At 58.2% G+C, this 16,816-nt stretch carries 15 protein-coding genes, 1 tRNA gene and 1 pseudogene; 4 read left to right on the top strand and 13 right to left on the bottom strand.

All coding sequences use genetic code 11. From position 1 onward, the window contains the following. Nucleotides 1-48 precede the first annotated feature (48 nt). Nucleotides 49-882, top strand: a complete 834-nt coding sequence (locus EL234_RS00245; RefSeq protein WP_126415587.1) for a RecB family exonuclease — start codon at nucleotides 49-51, stop codon at nucleotides 880-882. An 18-nt stretch (nucleotides 883-900) separates the two neighbouring features. On the opposite strand, the gene EL234_RS00240 is transcribed toward EL234_RS00245, so the two are convergent. The 3 genes from EL234_RS00240 to EL234_RS00230 are packed head-to-tail and all read right to left on the bottom strand — an operon-like array spanning nucleotide 901 to nucleotide 3,681. Beyond that, nucleotides 901-1,584, bottom strand: a complete 684-nt coding sequence (locus EL234_RS00240; protein ID WP_126415586.1) for an HAD family hydrolase — start codon at nucleotides 1,582-1,584, stop codon at nucleotides 901-903. Then, the gene (locus EL234_RS00235; RefSeq protein WP_126415585.1) at nucleotides 1,559-2,809 is read right to left on the bottom strand and encodes a hypothetical protein; all 1,251 of its coding nucleotides are present in this window, start codon (nucleotides 2,807-2,809) and stop codon (nucleotides 1,559-1,561) included. The genes EL234_RS00240 and EL234_RS00235 overlap by 26 nt, the downstream gene beginning before the upstream one ends. A gap of 29 nt (nucleotides 2,810-2,838) precedes the next feature. Continuing rightward, nucleotides 2,839-3,681 (bottom strand): undecaprenyl-diphosphate phosphatase, encoded by an 843-nt coding sequence (locus EL234_RS00230; RefSeq protein ID WP_126415584.1) that lies wholly within the window; start codon nucleotides 3,679-3,681, stop codon nucleotides 2,839-2,841. 51 nt (nucleotides 3,682-3,732) lie between these two features. Here EL234_RS00230 and EL234_RS00225 point away from each other — a divergent pair, with 51 nt between their 5' ends. Continuing rightward, nucleotides 3,733-4,674: an aldo/keto reductase gene (locus tag EL234_RS00225; RefSeq protein WP_126415583.1), complete on the top strand. Its 942-nt coding sequence runs from the start codon at nucleotides 3,733-3,735 to the stop codon at nucleotides 4,672-4,674. Here EL234_RS00225 and EL234_RS00220 read toward each other — a convergent pair whose 3' ends face one another. From EL234_RS00220 to EL234_RS00195, 6 genes are all read right to left on the bottom strand, one after another. Beyond that, nucleotides 4,675-5,004, bottom strand: a complete 330-nt coding sequence (locus EL234_RS00220) for a hypothetical protein (RefSeq protein WP_126415582.1) — start codon at nucleotides 5,002-5,004, stop codon at nucleotides 4,675-4,677. It lies immediately after the preceding gene. 38 nt (nucleotides 5,005-5,042) lie between these two features. Beyond that, nucleotides 5,043-6,371: a M20/M25/M40 family metallo-hydrolase gene (locus EL234_RS00215; RefSeq protein ID WP_197718443.1), complete on the bottom strand. Its 1,329-nt coding sequence runs from the start codon at nucleotides 6,369-6,371 to the stop codon at nucleotides 5,043-5,045. A gap of 16 nt (nucleotides 6,372-6,387) precedes the next feature. Then, a complete protein-coding gene (locus tag EL234_RS00210; protein ID WP_126415581.1) occupies nucleotides 6,388-7,593 on the bottom strand; it encodes a glutamate--cysteine ligase in 1,206 nt (401 codons plus the stop codon). Between the two features lie 3 nt (nucleotides 7,594-7,596). Further along, nucleotides 7,597-8,343, bottom strand: a complete 747-nt coding sequence (locus EL234_RS00205; RefSeq protein ID WP_126415580.1) for a glutamine amidotransferase-related protein — start codon at nucleotides 8,341-8,343, stop codon at nucleotides 7,597-7,599. A 38-nt stretch (nucleotides 8,344-8,381) separates the two neighbouring features. Next, entirely contained in the window at nucleotides 8,382-9,242 is an 861-nt protein-coding gene (locus EL234_RS00200; protein WP_126415579.1) for a shikimate dehydrogenase family protein, read from the bottom strand. Nucleotides 9,243-9,329: 87 nt separating this feature from the next. Next, nucleotides 9,330-9,415: transfer RNA gene (locus tag EL234_RS00195), tRNA-Leu, on the bottom strand. A gap of 164 nt (nucleotides 9,416-9,579) precedes the next feature. Here EL234_RS00195 and EL234_RS00190 point away from each other — a divergent pair. Continuing rightward, nucleotides 9,580-10,017 (top strand): annotated as a pseudogene (locus tag EL234_RS00190) (pyrophosphohydrolase domain-containing protein); the annotation flags it as partial. A 3-nt stretch (nucleotides 10,018-10,020) separates the two neighbouring features. On the opposite strand, the gene EL234_RS00185 reads toward EL234_RS00190, so the two are convergent. The 4 genes from EL234_RS00185 to EL234_RS00170 form a co-directional block, all read right to left on the bottom strand. Beyond that, the gene (locus EL234_RS00185; RefSeq protein ID WP_126415577.1) at nucleotides 10,021-10,491 is read right to left on the bottom strand and encodes a hypothetical protein; all 471 of its coding nucleotides are present in this window, start codon (nucleotides 10,489-10,491) and stop codon (nucleotides 10,021-10,023) included. Nucleotides 10,492-10,589: 98 nt separating this feature from the next. Next, nucleotides 10,590-13,883: an error-prone DNA polymerase gene (locus tag EL234_RS00180; RefSeq protein ID WP_126415576.1), complete on the bottom strand. Its 3,294-nt coding sequence runs from the start codon at nucleotides 13,881-13,883 to the stop codon at nucleotides 10,590-10,592. Continuing rightward, a complete protein-coding gene (locus EL234_RS00175) occupies nucleotides 13,880-15,451 on the bottom strand; it encodes a DNA polymerase Y family protein (protein WP_126415575.1) in 1,572 nt (523 codons plus the stop codon). The genes EL234_RS00180 and EL234_RS00175 overlap by 4 nt, the downstream gene beginning before the upstream one ends. Before the next feature lie 2 nt (nucleotides 15,452-15,453). Continuing rightward, nucleotides 15,454-16,152: a hypothetical protein gene (locus tag EL234_RS00170; RefSeq protein WP_126415574.1), complete on the bottom strand. Its 699-nt coding sequence runs from the start codon at nucleotides 16,150-16,152 to the stop codon at nucleotides 15,454-15,456. Nucleotides 16,153-16,265: 113 nt separating this feature from the next. On the opposite strand from EL234_RS00170, the gene EL234_RS00165 reads away from it, so the two are divergent. Beyond that, the gene (locus tag EL234_RS00165) at nucleotides 16,266-16,796 is read left to right on the top strand and encodes a YbhB/YbcL family Raf kinase inhibitor-like protein (protein WP_126415573.1); all 531 of its coding nucleotides are present in this window, start codon (nucleotides 16,266-16,268) and stop codon (nucleotides 16,794-16,796) included. Nucleotides 16,797-16,816 lie beyond the last annotated feature (20 nt).

Genomic DNA, 16,816 nt, shown 5'->3' with positions numbered 1-16,816 from the left:
GTGCCATCTTACGGAAAATTGTCGGTGCAAGTGGATACGGTTGGATGCATGACACGACACGCTGCTCTTTCGCCCTCGCGCACCGCAGATTTTAAGAACTGCCCGCTCAAGTTCCGCTTTCGCGTGATCGACAGGCTTCCAGAACCGCCGTCGCTTGCCGCGCTACGCGGAACGATCGTGCACTCCGTGTTGGAGCACCTGTACGATTCACCGGCAACCGAGCGCACACCCGAACGTGCTCAGGAGCTGCTGGAACCAGCCTGGCACACACATGTGGAAAAAGATCCCAGCGTGCTCGAGCTTTTTGAGTCGGAGCGCGATCAAGCCGAGTGGCTCGGCTCTGCTCGGCCACTTATCGCCAACTATTTTCACTTGGAAAACCCGCAGTTCTTAGAGCCCGATGCGCGGGAAAGCTTCGTCAACGCCGTGCTACCGTCCGGGCTTGCGATCCGCGGGATTATTGACCGCATTGACCGTGCACCAAACGGGCAGCTCCGGCTCGTTGATTACAAGACGGGCAAGTCTCCCGCGCCACGTTTCCAATCCGAAGCGCTATTCCAAATGCGGTTCTATGCAACGGCGCTCTATCATTCCGACGCCGTGTTGCCCGCTCGCACGCAGCTCATCTACCTCAAAGACGGGCGCGTGCTAACCTACGATCCACATCCAGACGACGTCGCTGCACTAGCAATGGAAGTCGATTCGATCTGGTCAGCGATTCGGGGGCGCATTGATTCAGGTGTTTTCGAACCGTCGAAGGGCCCTCTGTGTAACTGGTGCCATTTCCAAGACGTGTGCCCGGCCTACGGGAACACTCCTCCTGAGATGAGCGAGTCTGGAGTTAAGCAGCTTCTGACAGCCGAAGTAGGTAAAGCCAGCTAGCCTCGGCAGAATTTTGCTCTACCTGCGCGCTAGAGCCGTGTGTAAGAACTCTTCGTTGACGACCTCGAGTGAGTCGATGATGGTCGCACCACGCACGTGGCTAATGTCGATGTTGAGCGGCACTCCGTAGGTGACTGCGCCCGAACTGATCGCCGATGTCAGCCCCGGGATCGAATCCTCGAAAGCAATACAACGCGACGGGTCTGCCCCGACTAGCGACGCAGCGCGCAGGTACGGTTCCGGATCGGGCTTTCCCGCACTCACGTCTTCGCCGCTCACGCAATATTCCAAGGATCCAGCCGGCGCTTGATCGAGCGTGAACTGGGCGAGGTTACGCATCGAGGCTGTGACCAACACACTCGGAATGCCGAGCGCACTTAAGAGCTCGAGCAGTTCGCGGGCTCCTGGCCGCCATGGCGCCCCGTGTTCGGCGGCCAGCTGGGCAACCCTGTCCGTGAGGATTCGCCCGAACTCGGCCGGTTCGACGTCGAGATCTAGTTTGCGTACTAAATAGTGTGACGAGTCATGCAGATTCATCCCGATCAGTTCGGTCTCGTCGCCTGATTTCCACTCCCGGCCAAAGTCGGCCATGACGTCAATTTCGGCTTGAAACCACAGCTTTTCCGTGTCTGTGAGCGTGCCGTCCATATCTACTAGCACGGCGTCCGGTAGCTGCCTAGAGGTTGATTCCAAAAAGTGCATCTATCGTGTCCCTTGCCAGATCCCGATCAGCCTTCGAATCCCACGATTTCCTGCCACGAAGGTGATCGTCCATGAGTTTCAGCGCCTGCGGAGTATCAAGATCATGACTCAACGCTTCACGTATGCGCGCCAAAACCGCCTCACTTGAACGCTGACCGTGGTCGTCGTCTCCGACGGGCGCATCGATACCGGCCTGCCACTCACGCAAACGTTCGGCCGCATGGTCAAGCGCGGCATCTTCGTATTCCCAGTCGATCCGGTAGTGCTGTGCCAAGATGGCGAGCCGAATCACACGCGGATCAACCCCGCTGTGACGAAGCTTGGACACGAACACAAGATTGCCCAGCGATTTGCTCATCTTTTCGCCTTCGTAAGCCACCATGGCGGCGTGCGCGTGCACGGTGACCTCTTGCCCGTTAGGGTTCAGCTGCCTCATGTGGTGCTCGGCCATTTCGTGGTGCGGGAAAATAAGATCCTTACCACCGGCGTGGACGTCCACCTCGCCCAGATTCTGGTGTGCCATGAGCGCGCACTCAATATGCCATCCCGGCCGCCAATCGCCCGGCTGCCCGCCGGCAGGCCGATAGTCATCACCGACCACGCCCTTCCACAGCTGAGGATCAAGCTCATTGCGTTTACCCGGACGCCACGAATCACCCCCGCGAGCATCGAACAAGGCTTTTACATCCATGTCCGCAAAAACCGGTGCGCTCAAAAACTGCGAGTCTGCTGCGATATCTGCATACACGAATTCCGAGCCGTCCTCAGCCGGTACCCGGTACGCATAGCCGTCCTGTTCCATTTTGCGTACCAGCTCTTCGAGCGGGTCAAGAATCTCTGTCACGGCCGTCCACGTGTCCGGTGGCAACACGCGCAGAGCTACCATGTCGTCTCGAAACAGCTGGGTTTGGGTAAGTGCCAGCTCATACCAGTCCTGCCCGGTTTGAGCCGCACGTTCGAATAGCGGATCGTCCATGTCAGTGACGTTCGACGCCGTCACAAGCTCACGTCCGCCGTCACGCCACACCCGCGACAGCGTATCGAACGCAACATACGTATTCGCATGGCCGAAATGAGTGGCGTCATAGGGCGTAATCCCGCACATCCACATTCGTAAGGAATCGTTCGTCAGATCAACAAGCTGCCCCGTGGCCGAATCATAGAGCCGCAACGTCGGCGGCTGCCCTGGCAGTTCCGGAACACTCGGCTTATCCCACGTTTCCACAACAGTCCCTCTTTCCAGCTCGCTCACACTCAGTACTGGCTGAGAATCCCCGCTCCGAGCATACCGACCACAGCTGCTGCAAGGAGCAACCGGTAAATCACGAACGGGAAATAAGATTTGGTCTCTACCAGCTTCAAAAAGCCCACGATAACAGCGAAGCCCACGACGAAGGCCATGAATGTAGCTACCAGCGTAGGCATCGCACCCACCTGCGGTCCGCTTCCGTCGTCAGTGAGCAAGCGGTAGAAACCCGAGCCCATGATCGCGGGGATCGCGAGGAAGAACGACACCCGTGCCGCTGCCGTACGCGTGTATCCAAGGGCTAGCCCCACCGTGATCGTGCCACCCGAGCGCGACACGCCCGGGATGAGTGCCATCGCCTGTGCAAAGCCGAGGATCACGCCGTCGCGAATACTCATCTGTTCCAAATTCTTCGCACGACTTCCGAACTTGTCCGCCAGTCCTAGCAACACCGCGAACACGGCCAGCATGATAGCTGTTAAGTACAGGTTGCGGAAATACGTGTCAATGAAGTCTTCTAACAGCAAGCCCAAGATGACAATCGGTAACGTACCGAGGATGACGATCCAGCCCATGCGCGCGTGCGGATCGTTGCGCGGCACCTGGTTCTTCCACGGACCCACCGGCAGCGATTTGAACCAGTGCTTGACGATTCGCACAATGTCTTTCCAAAAATAGATAATAACGGCGGTTTCCGTCCCTATTTGCGTAATCGCCGTAAACGTCACGCCCGGATCGCCAAGGTTCGGAAACAATTCGCCAACTATTCGCAGGTGTGCCGAGGAAGAAATCGGCAAAAACTCGGTCAGCCCCTGCACAATTCCCAGCACGATAGCCTCAAAAATACTCACCTGCCAAGCCTATCGCCCGCTTGAACGCCCTCGTGCGTTAGGCTCTGGGATATGAAGCACACGTTCCTTGGCACCACCGGACTGCGCATGGGCACCCTCGGCCTTGGCACGCTCACCTGGGGGCGCGACACCGAAGCCAGTGACGCCCAAGCCATGGTCAGTTCACTCCTCGACCACGGCGGTACCACCATCGACATCTCCCCCGTCTACGGCGACGGGCTAGCCATCGACGTTCTGGGTAGCGTGTTTGACGGCGGAGTCGACCGAACCGAGGTGTTCGTCGTCGCTCACGCCGGCGAGTTTTATCACGACGACGACGCCGTCCGCTTCAACGGTGGGCGCAGCGCACTCATTGATTCTTTGCATTCCACACTTGCCAAACTCGGCACAACGTATGTGGATGTCCTCATGGTCGGCGCACCAGATCCGCGCGTACCTCTAGAACAGCAGATGAACACGCTCGTCCAAGCAGTCCAGAGCGGGGCAACTCGCTACATTGGCCTCGCTAATCATCCGGCCTGGCGGGTCGCACGCGCCGCCCAGTATCTGACCGACATCCATTCTGAGACGCTCGGGGCAATCGGCGCCGAATACTCCGTCCTGCAACGTCAACCCGCCGGCGAGCTGACCGCTGTTGCACGCGAGTTCGGGATCGGTATGATCGCGCAAGCCCCACTTGCCGGAGGAGTACTCACCGGCAAGTATCGCCATACGATTCCAGCCACCTCACGTGCAGCAACCGACCACCTCAGCGCAACAGTACAGCCCTATCTGACTGACAAGCCGCGCAGGATCGTTGAAGCGGTGGCAAAAGCTGCCGACGGCTTGGCACGAACGCCCGTAGATGTTTCCCTCGCCTGGTTACTAGCCCAGCCACAAGTATCCTGCGCGCTCATCGGCGCACGTACGCACGCACAGTTTGAACAGATTCTCTCGCTCGATATCGCCGAGCTACCCGAGCCTGTTTCTCAAGTGATTACCGAGATCGCCTAGCTAGTCGTCTTCGTCGTCGATATCCTCATCGTCGTCGATATCCTCATCGTCGTCGTGATCATCGTCGTCATCGAAATCATCGAAGTCGTAATCGTCGTCATCGTCGAAATCGTCATCGTCGTAATCGTCGTCGTCATACGTGTCAAGAGGCGTTTCCACCCCGTACTGGGTGTAAATCGCGTCGTCATAGACGGTGTAGGCATCTGCAAGCACGTTAGCGGCCGCGATCACCGACGGATCATCGGGATCGTGTGCAGACACGGCTGCAGCATTGAATTCTTGCAAAGCGAAAATAAGCCGGTCGAACGCAACCTGTGTTTCATGTGCCATAGTAAAAGACTAACCCAGATCGAGCGTTTTCAAAACTGTTATAACCGCTCAATGAAATTGCGCAGAACCGCCGTACCAAACGGAAGCGAATCCACTGGAACACGCTCGTCAACGCCGTGGAACATGGCCGGGAAGTCGAAGCCTTCCGGAAGGCGCACCGGGGAGAACCCGTATCCCTGGATGCCCAGCCGGCCCAGCGTCTTATTATCGGTTCCAGCCGACAGCAGATAGGGCAACACACTCGCCTCCGGATCCAACTCTTGGAGCGCGCCGGTCATGGCATCGACGAACGAGCCCGTTGTCGGGGCCTCAAATCCAGGGCTGTGATGCAACTGTTCACGTCGTACCGACGCCGCCAACTCGTCAATTCGAGCTGCCACCTCGCTTTCTGTACCCGGAATAGCACGCACATCAACCGTGCCCGTGGCCGTTTGCGGAATCACGTTCGCCATATAGCCGCCATTCACGGACGTGAGGTTTGCGCCAGTGCGCAGCGTTGCCCCCACGTAAGCTTTCGCCGGGCCAAGCGCGTCAACGAGTGCGTTGAGTGTTTCCTCATCGTCCGGATCGAACGGCAGGCCGCTCAGCTCACTCACCCCGGCCAGCAACTCCGTCACCGTATCTGTCAACGTGAGTGGCCACTCTTCTTTGCCGATCGCATCCATAACGTTCGCCAGTTTCGCCACGGCATTGTTGTTATTAACCTGCGAGCCGTGGCCCGCCGTACCTTCCGCAATGAACTTGTACCAGGTCAGCGACTTTTCGCCAGTTTGCAGCAGATAGACGCGTTTGCCGGCCACGTATGTGGAATACCCGCCGACTTCCGAAATGGCGTGAGTTGCACCCTCGAACACGTCAGGGCGATTATCCACCATCCAGTGAGCGCCCAGCTTGCCGCCTGCTTCCTCGTCCGCGAACATCGCGATAATAAGATCTCGCGGCGGCACGTACCCGGTTCGTGCGATCTCACGCACCACGGTCAGAATCATGGCGTCCATGTTCTTCATGTCCACCGCACCGCGGCCCCACAGCATGCCATCCTTGATGACAGCCGCAAACGGATCGACAGACCAGTCTTCTGCCACTGCCGGCACGACGTCGAGATGCCCGTGAATAACCACGGCTCCCCGGCGCTCGCCAGTGACCGGATCGACCTCGACCTCGCGCTTCTTTCCCGGTATCCGCACGACGACGGACGGGCGCCCCGGCGTCGGCCCCGTCATCTCCGGCTGCAGGCCAACCTCGCTGAGAAGATCCATGACGTACTCGGCAGCCGGCGTTTCAATGACGTCTCGGCCGTCGTTTGACGTGTCGAATTGAATCAGCTGGCGTGCGATTTCTATCGACTCTTCGTACCTGGCGCTCATGCTCGTCATCCTTTCACTACGCAGTGGCCGAATCGTAGGCGGGCGCAGTCGATTCATCGCTTGCGGCAATGCCCTCCGGTTTAAACTGCTCCGGATCAAGCGGCTTTCCGGCTTCCATTTCGGCGATCATAAAATCTACGACTGCTTCACGCGAATTGTTGTAGTGCGCGCCCGCCCGTAGCAGGCGCTTGTACGGCGCGCCCACCTCGAGCACGGTATGGACCGTAGCAAGTTCGTCCGCGCAGCCGAGCTCATCTGCAATCGGCATAAGCCGATGAACCATGCGGTCCAAGGTTTCACCCACTGGTTCCTCGTTGCCGTCCGAATCGGTGATGAGGATCGCGTCCATGCCGTAGCGGGCGGCACGCCACTTGTTTTCATCAACGAACCACGGCGGAACCGTAGGTAGTTCTTCACCGCGATCCAACATGCGGGAAAAGTATTCCACCAAGCACTGTGACATCGCAGCGACCATTCCCACTTCAGTCACGTTTGTTGCCGCGTCGCACACCCGAAATTCGAGTGTGCCGTACTTCGGCGATGGCCGCACATCCCAGCGCACCTCATCAAAGTTCGAAATCACGCCGGTTTTCACCATGTCGTTGTAATAGGCTTCGAGCTCGTGCCAGTGCTCAAATTGGCGTGGCACTCCGGCCGTCGGCAACTGCTGAAACACCATCGCCCGGTTATCGACGTATCCCGTGTTCTTCCCGTTCCAAAATGGCGACGAGGCCGTCAACGCTTGCATGTGCGCAAAACGGGTGAGCACAGCCCGCAAAATGGGCAGAACCTTGGCACGATCCTCAATTCCCACGTGCACGTGCGTGCCAAACAAGAGCATTTGCCTACCCCAATACCGGGTGCGGTTAACAAGTTCGGCATAGCGTTGCGAATCTGTGACGCGCTGATAGACGGGATTGGCAAAAGGATGAGTCCCCGAGGATGCGAGCGCAATCCGCATCGGCTCCACAATTGGAAGCAGGATATCGATCGCTTCCAACAGGTCATCCGTACACCCGCTGATCGTCTCGTGCGGGCGAGTGACGAGCTCAACCGTGTTCAGCAGCATCTCGCCGTGGATAAGCGACGCGTCCTTTTCACGTTCGCGTGCTTTGCGCAGAATATGATCTGCTGCTTGCCGCAAATCGTTGGAATCCTTATCAACGAGCTGGAGCTCCCATTCGATTCCAACCGTTGACCGTGGTGAATCTGCAAAGATCATGATCTACCCCTCGGTAGTAGCGTTTCGGTACCGCTCGACGAACAGGCGAATAATCGCCGCTGCTGACGAATAGTCGTGCCCAGATGTTCGCTTGCGCACGGCGTCGAGTTCATCAGGCGGAAAATACTTGCCCTGATTGTAGTAATCGAGCCGGATCTCCAAGGCCGGGCTGTCGATTTCAGGGTGGAATTGCACTCCGTACACGTTGTTGCGATGCCGGATCGCTTGCACCGGGCAATCTGGTGAGCTGGCAAGCACCACCGTGTCTTTTGGCAAGTCACCGATCGATTCCGCATGGCCGAGTATCGCCGGGAAAACGTCGGGCAGCTGCCCAAAAATCGGGTCCTTTTTGCCGTCGTCCGTCAGCTCGATACCAACAGTGTTGATCTCTTCGAAGTATTCGCTCGTCAACTCCTCGCCTAGCGTGATCGCCAGCGACTGGTGCCCGTAACACATACCAAGGTAGGGAATGTCATGTTCAACGACGACGTCGTTGACCTGGAACAGCACATCTTCGGTAGCGATCTGCTCCGGCGTTTTCGTATCTGGATCATCGAAGAATCCGTACTGCGAGCCAGACACGAAAATTCCGGCATACGCCGTCGGATCAATGGACGGGCGATCTTCGAGCGAAAAGTAGACGAGTTCGGCGTCAGATAATCCGCCATACTTTTTGACTGCTGCATATTCGTCGTCGCGAATTGCGGCGGCACTCGACGGGCGCGCGGCAAGAAATGCGAAAGGTCTCATTGTCCTAGGGTATCGCGGGCGCACGTCATTCGCCTACGTTAACTATCGAGCACGGCAGCTTCAGCGACGTCGTAGGGCATGTCAATTCCGAGCCAAATCTTTTCACAGATCGCAGCCTGGCCTAGGAGCATGCGGATACCTTCAACTGTTTTTGCACCGGATTCGCGAGCCTCTGCAATCAGCCGCGTAATGCGGGGATGGTAGACGGCATCGGCCACCGTATGATTCTTCGTGATCCATGCGGCTGGAATGAGCGTGCGGTCAGCCATCTCCCCCATACCGACGCTGGTTGCGTTAATAATGATTGACGAGTCGGCGACCGCGCCGCGTAGCTCGGCCTCGTCCGCCACATCATACAAGGTGAGCTCGGTACCCGTTTTATCTCCGAGGCGTGCCAAGGTTTCTTGAATCTGCGGAAATTCCGGTTTCATGCGGTTGAACACGTGCACGCGTGCCGCACCGTCGAGTGCCGCCTGCGTCCACACCGCCGACGCCGCTCCCCCAGTACCCAAGAGCACGATGGACGCTCCGGAGATCTCCGTGTCAGTTTTACGAATCTCATTGAGGAGCCCCGCGCCGTCCGTGTTGTCCCCATATACGCGACCGTCCCGGAAACTGAGCGTATTGACCGCGTTCATTTCACGAGCCACGTCGGACACGCCGTCGAGGTACCGCAAGGCCTCTGATTTGAACGGCATCGTGAGGTTCGCACCCGAATAGCCCAGTTCGTTCATCCCTGCGATAGCCCTGCCAAGATCACTCGGCTCGTGAGCAACATAGACGGCATCAATACCAAGATGACGGAACACCGCGTTATGCAAGTGTGGTGACTTCGAATAAATTGCTGGACGGCCAAGAATCGCAAAAACCGCCGTGGTGGCGTGAGGGAAAGGACTCATGCGGCTATTGTCGCACAGTTGCCCACCAACGGGCTGCCGCACGTGACCCACAATGCGAAAAGCCGGTGATCACACCGGCTCTACCTGTGCGCGGAGGGGGACTTGAACCCCCACCCACTAATACGTGGACTAGCACCTCAAGCTAGCGCGTCTGCCTATTCCGCCACCCGCGCAGGTCTGCTGCAAAAGCAACAGATAGCAATCTACCACTGACCGGGAGAGCTTTCCAATTCCTACCCTGAAAAATTTTGTGATTTGAGCCAAGGTCACATGGCGTCATGGGTCACGGTAGATTAACACCATGACACTCGACAACGATTCTGTGGATCCAACGCGCCCCGAAGAACTGGTCCGTCAGTTCCATCACACCTACGGGTTACCCATCGTCGATGATGGTCCCAATGCTGACCGAGAGCGCATTCACATGAGGATGAGCCTGATCGCCGAAGAGTTCGCCGAACTTACCGGTGCAGTTTACGGCGCGCGCGCCCGTGAGATCATCGAAAACGCTTTTGCCGAGGCTCGCCGCACAGACGACCATTCTCGCGACACCGTCGAAGTAGCCGACGCACTCGGCGATCTCACCTACGTGATTTACGGAATGGCACTCGAACTCGGCATCCCGATGGCTGATGTGTTACGTGAGATCCAAGGGTCGAACATGTCAAAACTAGGCGCGGACGGCAAGCCGATCTACCGTGAAGACGGTAAAGTACTCAAGGGCCCAGACTTTTATGAACCCAATATTGCGAAGGTTCTCGGTTTAGATTCCTAGCTCCTAGCGCGAGGGCGGCTGGTCGTCGTCGACTAACTGAGCGTCCTCGATGTCATCTTCAAGAGTCAGGGCGAGAATTTTGGCAGACAGGTCGTCAACCGTGGCCTCAATCTGCTTCAGGTGCCCGCGGCGCTGCTTGGCTTTCATCGCCCCAATCACCGGTAACGCCGAGTGCAGGGCGTCCAATTCGTGACGCCACGCAACCGTTTGTTCAGCGACCTCCGCGGAATTTGCTGACGCATACAGGTAGGTGGTTTGCTCACGCAACACCTCAATGCGTTCTTGCAGCTTAGCTGGCCCGCGCCGAGTCTTCCCAGCTCCGGCAATCGCAACTATACGGCTTTTAATCGTGGCGTAAAGGTGCGGGTTGTCGTCAATCACCTGTTTTATTTGCGGACCATACCTGCGCACAACACTATAAATGGCCGGCCCGGCTGTCGTGGCAATCCGAAGTAATGTCCTAAATTTACTCACACTCGCACCTTTCAACGCTTTTATCAGTGTAACCGCCGCGGGCGTTCATTGTGCAGGCAGGTACTGACTTACCGGGCATCTCGTTACCAGACATCTCGTTACCGGAAATCTCGCGACGGCACGGCCACTGGCAGTTCGAGGGCATGTACGCCGTCTGCAACAAGGTTAGTCACCCCGTCGGCGCGTTCCACCACCCCGCGAATGATCAGACCGTTCGAGGTGCGTAACACGCGCCGATACCTTTTCCACAGCCCCGGCGAGCAGACCACGTTGAGCAAGCCGGTCTCATCTTCTAGCGAAAGAAACGTTATTCCCGACGCCGTGTGCGGCCGTTGCCTGTGCGTCACGATTCCGCCCACGCGCACTCGTTGCCCTGCACTGATACCAGCCAGCCCGCTAATGGGCACAGCACCTGCAGCATCTAGTTGCGCGCGCAAAAACTCGATTGGATGCCCGTCAACAGCCAGCCCTGTCGTGCGTAATTCCGCGGCGTTTTCTTCCGCCGGAGACATATGCGGAAGGTCTGGCGGACGAGCCCCCACGACTAGGTCTGGAATGGCTAGCTGCACCGAGGTACCGGCTGTCTTATCCGCATGCGCTAACGCTGAGGCCGACCACACGCCATCTCTGCGCGAGGTACCAAGTGAGCGAAGAGCTCCTGCAGCTGCCAGGCGTTCGAGCTCAGCAGTAGAAAGCTCGGCACGCCGGGCAAGATCTGCAACGGAGGCGAACGGCCGTTCTTCCCGCGCCGCCAAAATACGGTCAATGGCGCTTCCTAGCCCCTTTATGTTGCTCAGCCCAAGGCGTAGACCGCGGCACGGATCGGCGTCGACAAGCGGATGCACAGACACCGTACGCCGTGGCGTGACCTCAACACTCGAATGCTCCTGTGAATGGCACACGTCCACCGGGAGCACGTGGACCCCGTGACGGCGGGCATCTGCCACGAGTGTTTGCGGCGAATAAAATCCCATCGGTTGCGCTGCGAGTATTCCCGCATAAAAGTTTTCCGGATAGTGAACCTTGAGCCACGCGCTCGCATACACGAGGTAGGCGAAAGAAAAAGAATGAGATTCAGGAAAACCGAACTCTGCGAAAGCAAACAGTTTTTCGTAGATCTCTTCACGCACGTGCTCATCAATACCGTTGGCCTCCATGCCGGCCATGAGCTCGTCGTGAAGTGCTCGCATACGTGCGTGGCTTCGTTTAGCACCCATCGCTTTACGCAGTTGATCTGCTTGGGCTGGCGTGAACCCTGCAGCATCGATCGCAATCTGCATGAGTTGCTCCTGGAACAGGGGAACTCCGAGAGTCTTCTTCAGCGCGTTTTCAAGGAGCGGATGCGGATACGTCACTTTCTCCCGACCGCGCCGCCGGTTGATATACGGATTCACCGAATTTCCTTGAATCGGCCCGGGGCGGATAAGCGCCACCTCAATGACGATGTCGTAAAACGTGCGCGGCTGAATACGTGGCAACGTGGCCATCTGAGCGCGCGACTCCACCTGAAACACACCGATCGTGTCGGCAGCACACAGCAAATCGTAGACGCGTGGATCTTCCTGGCCGATATTGTGCAGATCCAATGGCTGCCCGTTATCAGCGACGACGCCGCGGCACGCCAAATCCGTAAACGCGATCCGCAAGGCACTGAGCATACCGAGACCGAGCAGGTCAAACTTGACGAGCCCGGCCTCCGCGCAGTCATCCTTGTCCCACTGCAGGACGGTTCGCCCTTCCTTGCGTGCCCATCCCACCGGGCACACGTCAATGAGCGGCCGGTCACAGATCACCATTCCACCAGAGTGGATACCAAGATGCCGCGGAAGTCCTTCCAGCCGTGCGGCGAGCTCGGCAACTTGCCGCTCGGCGTCGATATCCTCACCGCTGCCAACCGGCGTTGCAACCTGCCCACGTGTAGTAGTGCGCCCGCCTGTCGCGGCTTGCCCGCCTGTAGCAGCTTGCCCGTCCGTCGCGGCTTGCCCTTGGCGTAGGCCCCTCCCGCGTTCGACGCTTTTAGCCCAGGCGTCTGCCTGACCTGCGCTATAACCCAGCGCACGCGCCGCGTCCCTGATCGCGGAGCGTGGCCGATACGTGATCACGTTCGCCACTTGAGCAGCATGCCTGCGCCCGTAACGTTCATACACATGTTGGATCACTTCTTCACGGCGATCAGCCTCAATATCGAGATCAATATCCGGCGGGCCACTACGCCCCGGCGACAGGAAGCGTTCAAAAAGCATCTTGTGGCGGACGGCATCAACAGCAGTAATCCCCAGTGCGAAACACACTGCCGAATTCGCCGCCGAGCCTCGACCCTGGCACCAGATATCTTTTTTGCGGCAAAACTCTACGATCTCATGCACGATGAGGAAATAACCCGCGAATCCAAGCTGCTCGATGACGCCGAGTTCGTGATCAATCTGCGCCCACGCGCTCGGATACTCTGCTCGAGTGCCGTATCGCCGGCTCGCAGCGACCGTGGTGATATGCCGCAGCCAGCTAGCTTCCGTATGCCCGGCAGGAGTTGGAAACGGCGGAAGGCGCGGGGCAACTAACGCGAGATCAAACGCGCACTCCTCACCAATACGCACGGCTTCCCGCAACGCATGTGGATGATCCGCATGCAGGCGAAGCATCTGCTCGCCAGATTTCAGATACGACGGCCATGCTCCTAGCCACCCGCGATATTCCTCCAATGACTTACCCGCACGCGTGGCGGCAAGCGTGTCAGCAACAACGGCCTCGCTAGGCCGGGCACAATGCACGTTCCCAGTAACGCACGGCACAACCCCAACCTCTGCTGCCAATTGAGCCAAGATAATGTTGCGTTGCCTATCATGCGGCTGCATCGTGTTCGTCAGTTCCACCGCCACGTTGTCCGCACCAAAAAGAGAAACCAAACGTTCCAAATAGGCACGCCCGGCGTCCAGATTCCACACCCCTGGCCGCGGCTCCAACGCACGCCGAACCCCACCTTTTCGGCATCCTGTCAAGATCTGCCAATCCTGAGCAGCGCTCGCCAAAGACTCTAAACTGTGCTCCGCCGCTCCCTTTTCGCCCGTAGCCAGCATGGCTTCACCGATCGCGCGTGAAAGTGCACGATAACCGTCAGGACCGCGCGCCAAGATGACAAGGTGGTCGCCGTCGGGATCTTGCTGGCCAACGCGTGCCGTGCCGCCAATACTCACTTCCGAACCGATGACCGCCGGAATACCGTATGTGCGCGCAGCGCTCGCGAACTGGACAACTCCTGGTAGCCCGTCATGATCCGTTAATGCGATAGCGTTCAGTCCGAGTTCAGCAGCGCGCGCAACGAGGTCGGCTGGCATGGATGCGCCGTCAAGAAAGCTATATGCGGAATGAACGTGCAACTCTGCGTATGGGATCATTCGTATACCCCTGCCAGCCACCACTGATTGTTTTCCCGGAAAATGAGGTATCCGCGCCGGGCATCATCAACAACTTCCATCCACGCTTTACGTTGCTGGGTGTGCGGATTCCACCACCCCACCGCCTGTAGCCAAGGCCCGGCATAGTCAGCCACGACGGCGGCAGAGTGCCGCGAAATAAGCTGGGCCGGCCGAGGATCCACGCACCGATCGCCGCAATAGAACGTTCCAAGTGAACTCAAAAGACATTCGTGCCCCTGAGAATCGACCACCCGGATCTTGTCTGGCTGAGCTTTGACCACATGCGGCCAAGGCTCTGGCAGCCTGCCCGGAAAGGGTGCCTGCACGCGCGGTTCTTGTGTGGGTGCGGCGTCCCATAATCGTTTCTTGTGACTTTCCAGTGGGTGCCTCCCACCTACCCGCTGCGGAACGACCACAGCCTGGTCACCCAACAGGGCCTGAATACGACTAACCGCCCGCTGCGCTTGGGCATCGCCGCGCCTGTCACCGCCCCATAAAGTTCCTTGCGCAAGCCCGGCTGCGGCGATCTGCCTGGCAGTCACGGCAATATGCGCAATACCAGACCCAAGGCCTCCGCCATCGCTATCTGCCTCAGCAAGCCATGCGCCAAGCTGCCAACGCACCCGATCTGTAATATCACGCGGACTTGCTACAGCGACCGACCACAGACGTTCCCGCACATGGCCTTCTTCGGTCCGAACCGCAATCACTATTTCTTGGGCGACGACGCCCCGGCTCGCGAGATCATGCGATAACTCATGTGCCATCTGGCGAGCTAAAAACGCTGCCTGATCCGCATTGTTCAGCGGCGGATCTACAGATCTTTCAACAACCAATTCACGAATCGGATAGGTAACGCCGACGCCGTCCAGATCGCCACCATCCAGCAGTTCCATAACGTGGGTGGCAACGGCCCCGAAACGAGCAGCAAGCGCAGATCGGTCAAGTGCGCGTAGATCGCCAATACACTGAATACCCAAAGTTTTCATCGCGTTAATAAAAGCGGCCACGCGCGCTTTAGCCTGCGACGTGAAAGCCGCAGCCGCAAGAGAGTCAATCGGGTGGGCGTCAAGAAAAGGACGCATGTTATGGATATGCGCGTCTTGGCGAGCAGCGAGCACGGCAGTCAACAGCCCCTGCCCGAACCCGACGTGAGCTTCCACCCCGGTTGCGCTGGCGATACTACCGATCAGTTGTTCACTGAGAGCCGCTATGCCTCCCGCTGATTTTGCCGGCCCGCGTGCGAAGAAGGTGATTGTGCCCGGTTCTAACACGCTGACGTATGCAACATGTTCTTCGCAGGCACGAACCACCCGCTCAAATTGGGCGGCATCCTGTTCCGGATTGTGGCGGACACACGTGAGACCGGGCAGTATCGACTGGGCTTCCCGCCGTTTCATGCCCACGCGCACTCCTGCACGCTGCGCAATCCCATTGACGGCAATGATCCGCTGCGACACAACAGCGATAGGATCTTCCGGGCGAGCCTGGCCGGTAAGCAATGCTGTAACGACCGGCCAATCAGGGATCCACACGACTCCTCGCATAGTTACGCTCCGCCTCGATTCGGTACGGCCATCACGGAAGGAACGCCGCCCAGGTGTTCGCCTGCCATCGGAGCCACACCATCTGCCCCGTGACTTATCTGGCTGGTTCCGCGGCGCGTAGCTATTGCATAATCAACGCATCGCACGTGACCAATCCCGCCCTCAATACCGCGGCCTGCCAGCTGTTCACAGGACACCTCTAGATTCGCGTGCGGCCAATTCATTGCGATGAGTAGCGTTCCTTTCGACAGCGCACGCCGATGCAACACCCGCCGCTCTCGAGCGTCTAAGACCACATTGCCGATCACTACCACATCAAAACCGTCGATAGCCGCGCTCACCACTTGCGCGCCTTGCGACGCCACGTTTGGCACGTGAGCAATGCGATGCACCTGTAAGCCAAGGTGTTCAGCGCACGCCCATCCGACATCCGGCGCCCCGAGGAAAACAACCCATGCGTTTTGCTTCGAAGCAATACCTGCCAGTACGAGTGCGAAAAAGTTCGAGCCGCGAATGCTCACTACTCCGCGGCGTGGAATTCCGTGCGGCAAAGCCGCCTGCAGGTATTGCGGCACGTGATAATCGCTTGCGGCAACCTCACCGTTCAGCTGCGCCTGCGGTGTTTCAGAGCGCAGAACATGTAAGCCTGCTCGCTGCTCTGCCTGCGCGAGCACTGTGCGCGCAATCGCTAACTTATCCATGCCACCTCCAATCGAACGCCCGTTCGACAATCATACTAGAAGGAGGCTCCGACAAAAACAGAGTCTTTTCTTCCCCGGAAGACTTTGTGACGTGTATCGCATAGGCTGGAGCTATGAATCTACAACGACCAATCGCTCCTGATCCATACGAACTTCTCCCTGAAGTTCCCACGTTCGAGCTCACCAGCTCTTCCCTGACCGATGGCGGGGTCATGCCCGATAAGCACCTCGGATTCAAGGACAACGTCTCGCCAGCACTCGAGTGGACCGGCTTCCCTGAAGAAACTCAAGGCTTCGTGGTTACCTGCTTCGACCCCGATGCGCCCACGCCTTCTGGCTACTGGCATTGGACTGTCCTCGATCTCGACTCGTCGACTACCTCTTTGGACGAGAATGCCGGCAAGTCTGATCTTTTCCTGCCCGGCTCAGCAGTCCATGTCCGCAACGATGCAAACGAACCTGCATACTACGGTGCTGCACCACCGGCGGGTGATCATCCGCATCGTTATATTTTCGTGGTTCATGCACTTGACGTGCCAACACTCGATCTGGATCCCGAAACGACAACGCCGGCAACCGCGGCTTTCAACACGATATTCCACACGATTGCGAGGGCGCGTCTGACTGTCACTTATCAGCGCTGACGACCGCCGCGAGATCGAGC

Source organism: Trueperella bialowiezensis, from assembly GCF_900637955.1.
Classification (GTDB): Bacteria; Actinomycetota; Actinomycetes; order Actinomycetales; family Actinomycetaceae; genus Trueperella; species Trueperella bialowiezensis.
Note: the sequence above shows the minus strand (reverse complement) of the source record. Positions and strands in the feature narration are given on the sequence as shown.

Excerpts from the sequence above, each read along its gene's own strand:
- EL234_RS00220 (WP_126415582.1), bottom strand. The coding sequence starts at position 5,004 with ATGGCACATGAAACACAGGTTGCGTTCGACCGGCTTATTTTCGCTTTG.
- EL234_RS00170 (WP_126415574.1), bottom strand. The coding sequence starts at position 16,152 with ATGGATAAGTTAGCGATTGCGCGCACAGTGCTCGCGCAGGCAGAGCAG.
- EL234_RS00165 (WP_126415573.1), top strand. The coding sequence starts at position 16,266 with ATGAATCTACAACGACCAATCGCTCCTGATCCATACGAACTTCTCCCT.
- EL234_RS00225 (WP_126415583.1), top strand. The coding sequence starts at position 3,733 with ATGAAGCACACGTTCCTTGGCACCACCGGACTGCGCATGGGCACCCTC.
- EL234_RS00245 (WP_126415587.1), top strand. The coding sequence starts at position 49 with ATGACACGACACGCTGCTCTTTCGCCCTCGCGCACCGCAGATTTTAAG.
- EL234_RS00215 (WP_197718443.1), bottom strand. The coding sequence starts at position 6,371 with ATGAGCGCCAGGTACGAAGAGTCGATAGAAATCGCACGCCAGCTGATT.
- EL234_RS00210 (WP_126415581.1), bottom strand. The coding sequence starts at position 7,593 with ATGATCTTTGCAGATTCACCACGGTCAACGGTTGGAATCGAATGGGAG.
- EL234_RS00205 (WP_126415580.1), bottom strand. The coding sequence starts at position 8,343 with ATGAGACCTTTCGCATTTCTTGCCGCGCGCCCGTCGAGTGCCGCCGCA.
- EL234_RS00200 (WP_126415579.1), bottom strand. The coding sequence starts at position 9,242 with ATGAGTCCTTTCCCTCACGCCACCACGGCGGTTTTTGCGATTCTTGGC.
- EL234_RS00180 (WP_126415576.1), bottom strand. The coding sequence starts at position 13,883 with ATGATCCCATACGCAGAGTTGCACGTTCATTCCGCATATAGCTTTCTT.
- EL234_RS00240 (WP_126415586.1), bottom strand. The coding sequence starts at position 1,584 with ATGCACTTTTTGGAATCAACCTCTAGGCAGCTACCGGACGCCGTGCTA.
- EL234_RS00175 (WP_126415575.1), bottom strand. The coding sequence starts at position 15,451 with ATGCGAGGAGTCGTGTGGATCCCTGATTGGCCGGTCGTTACAGCATTG.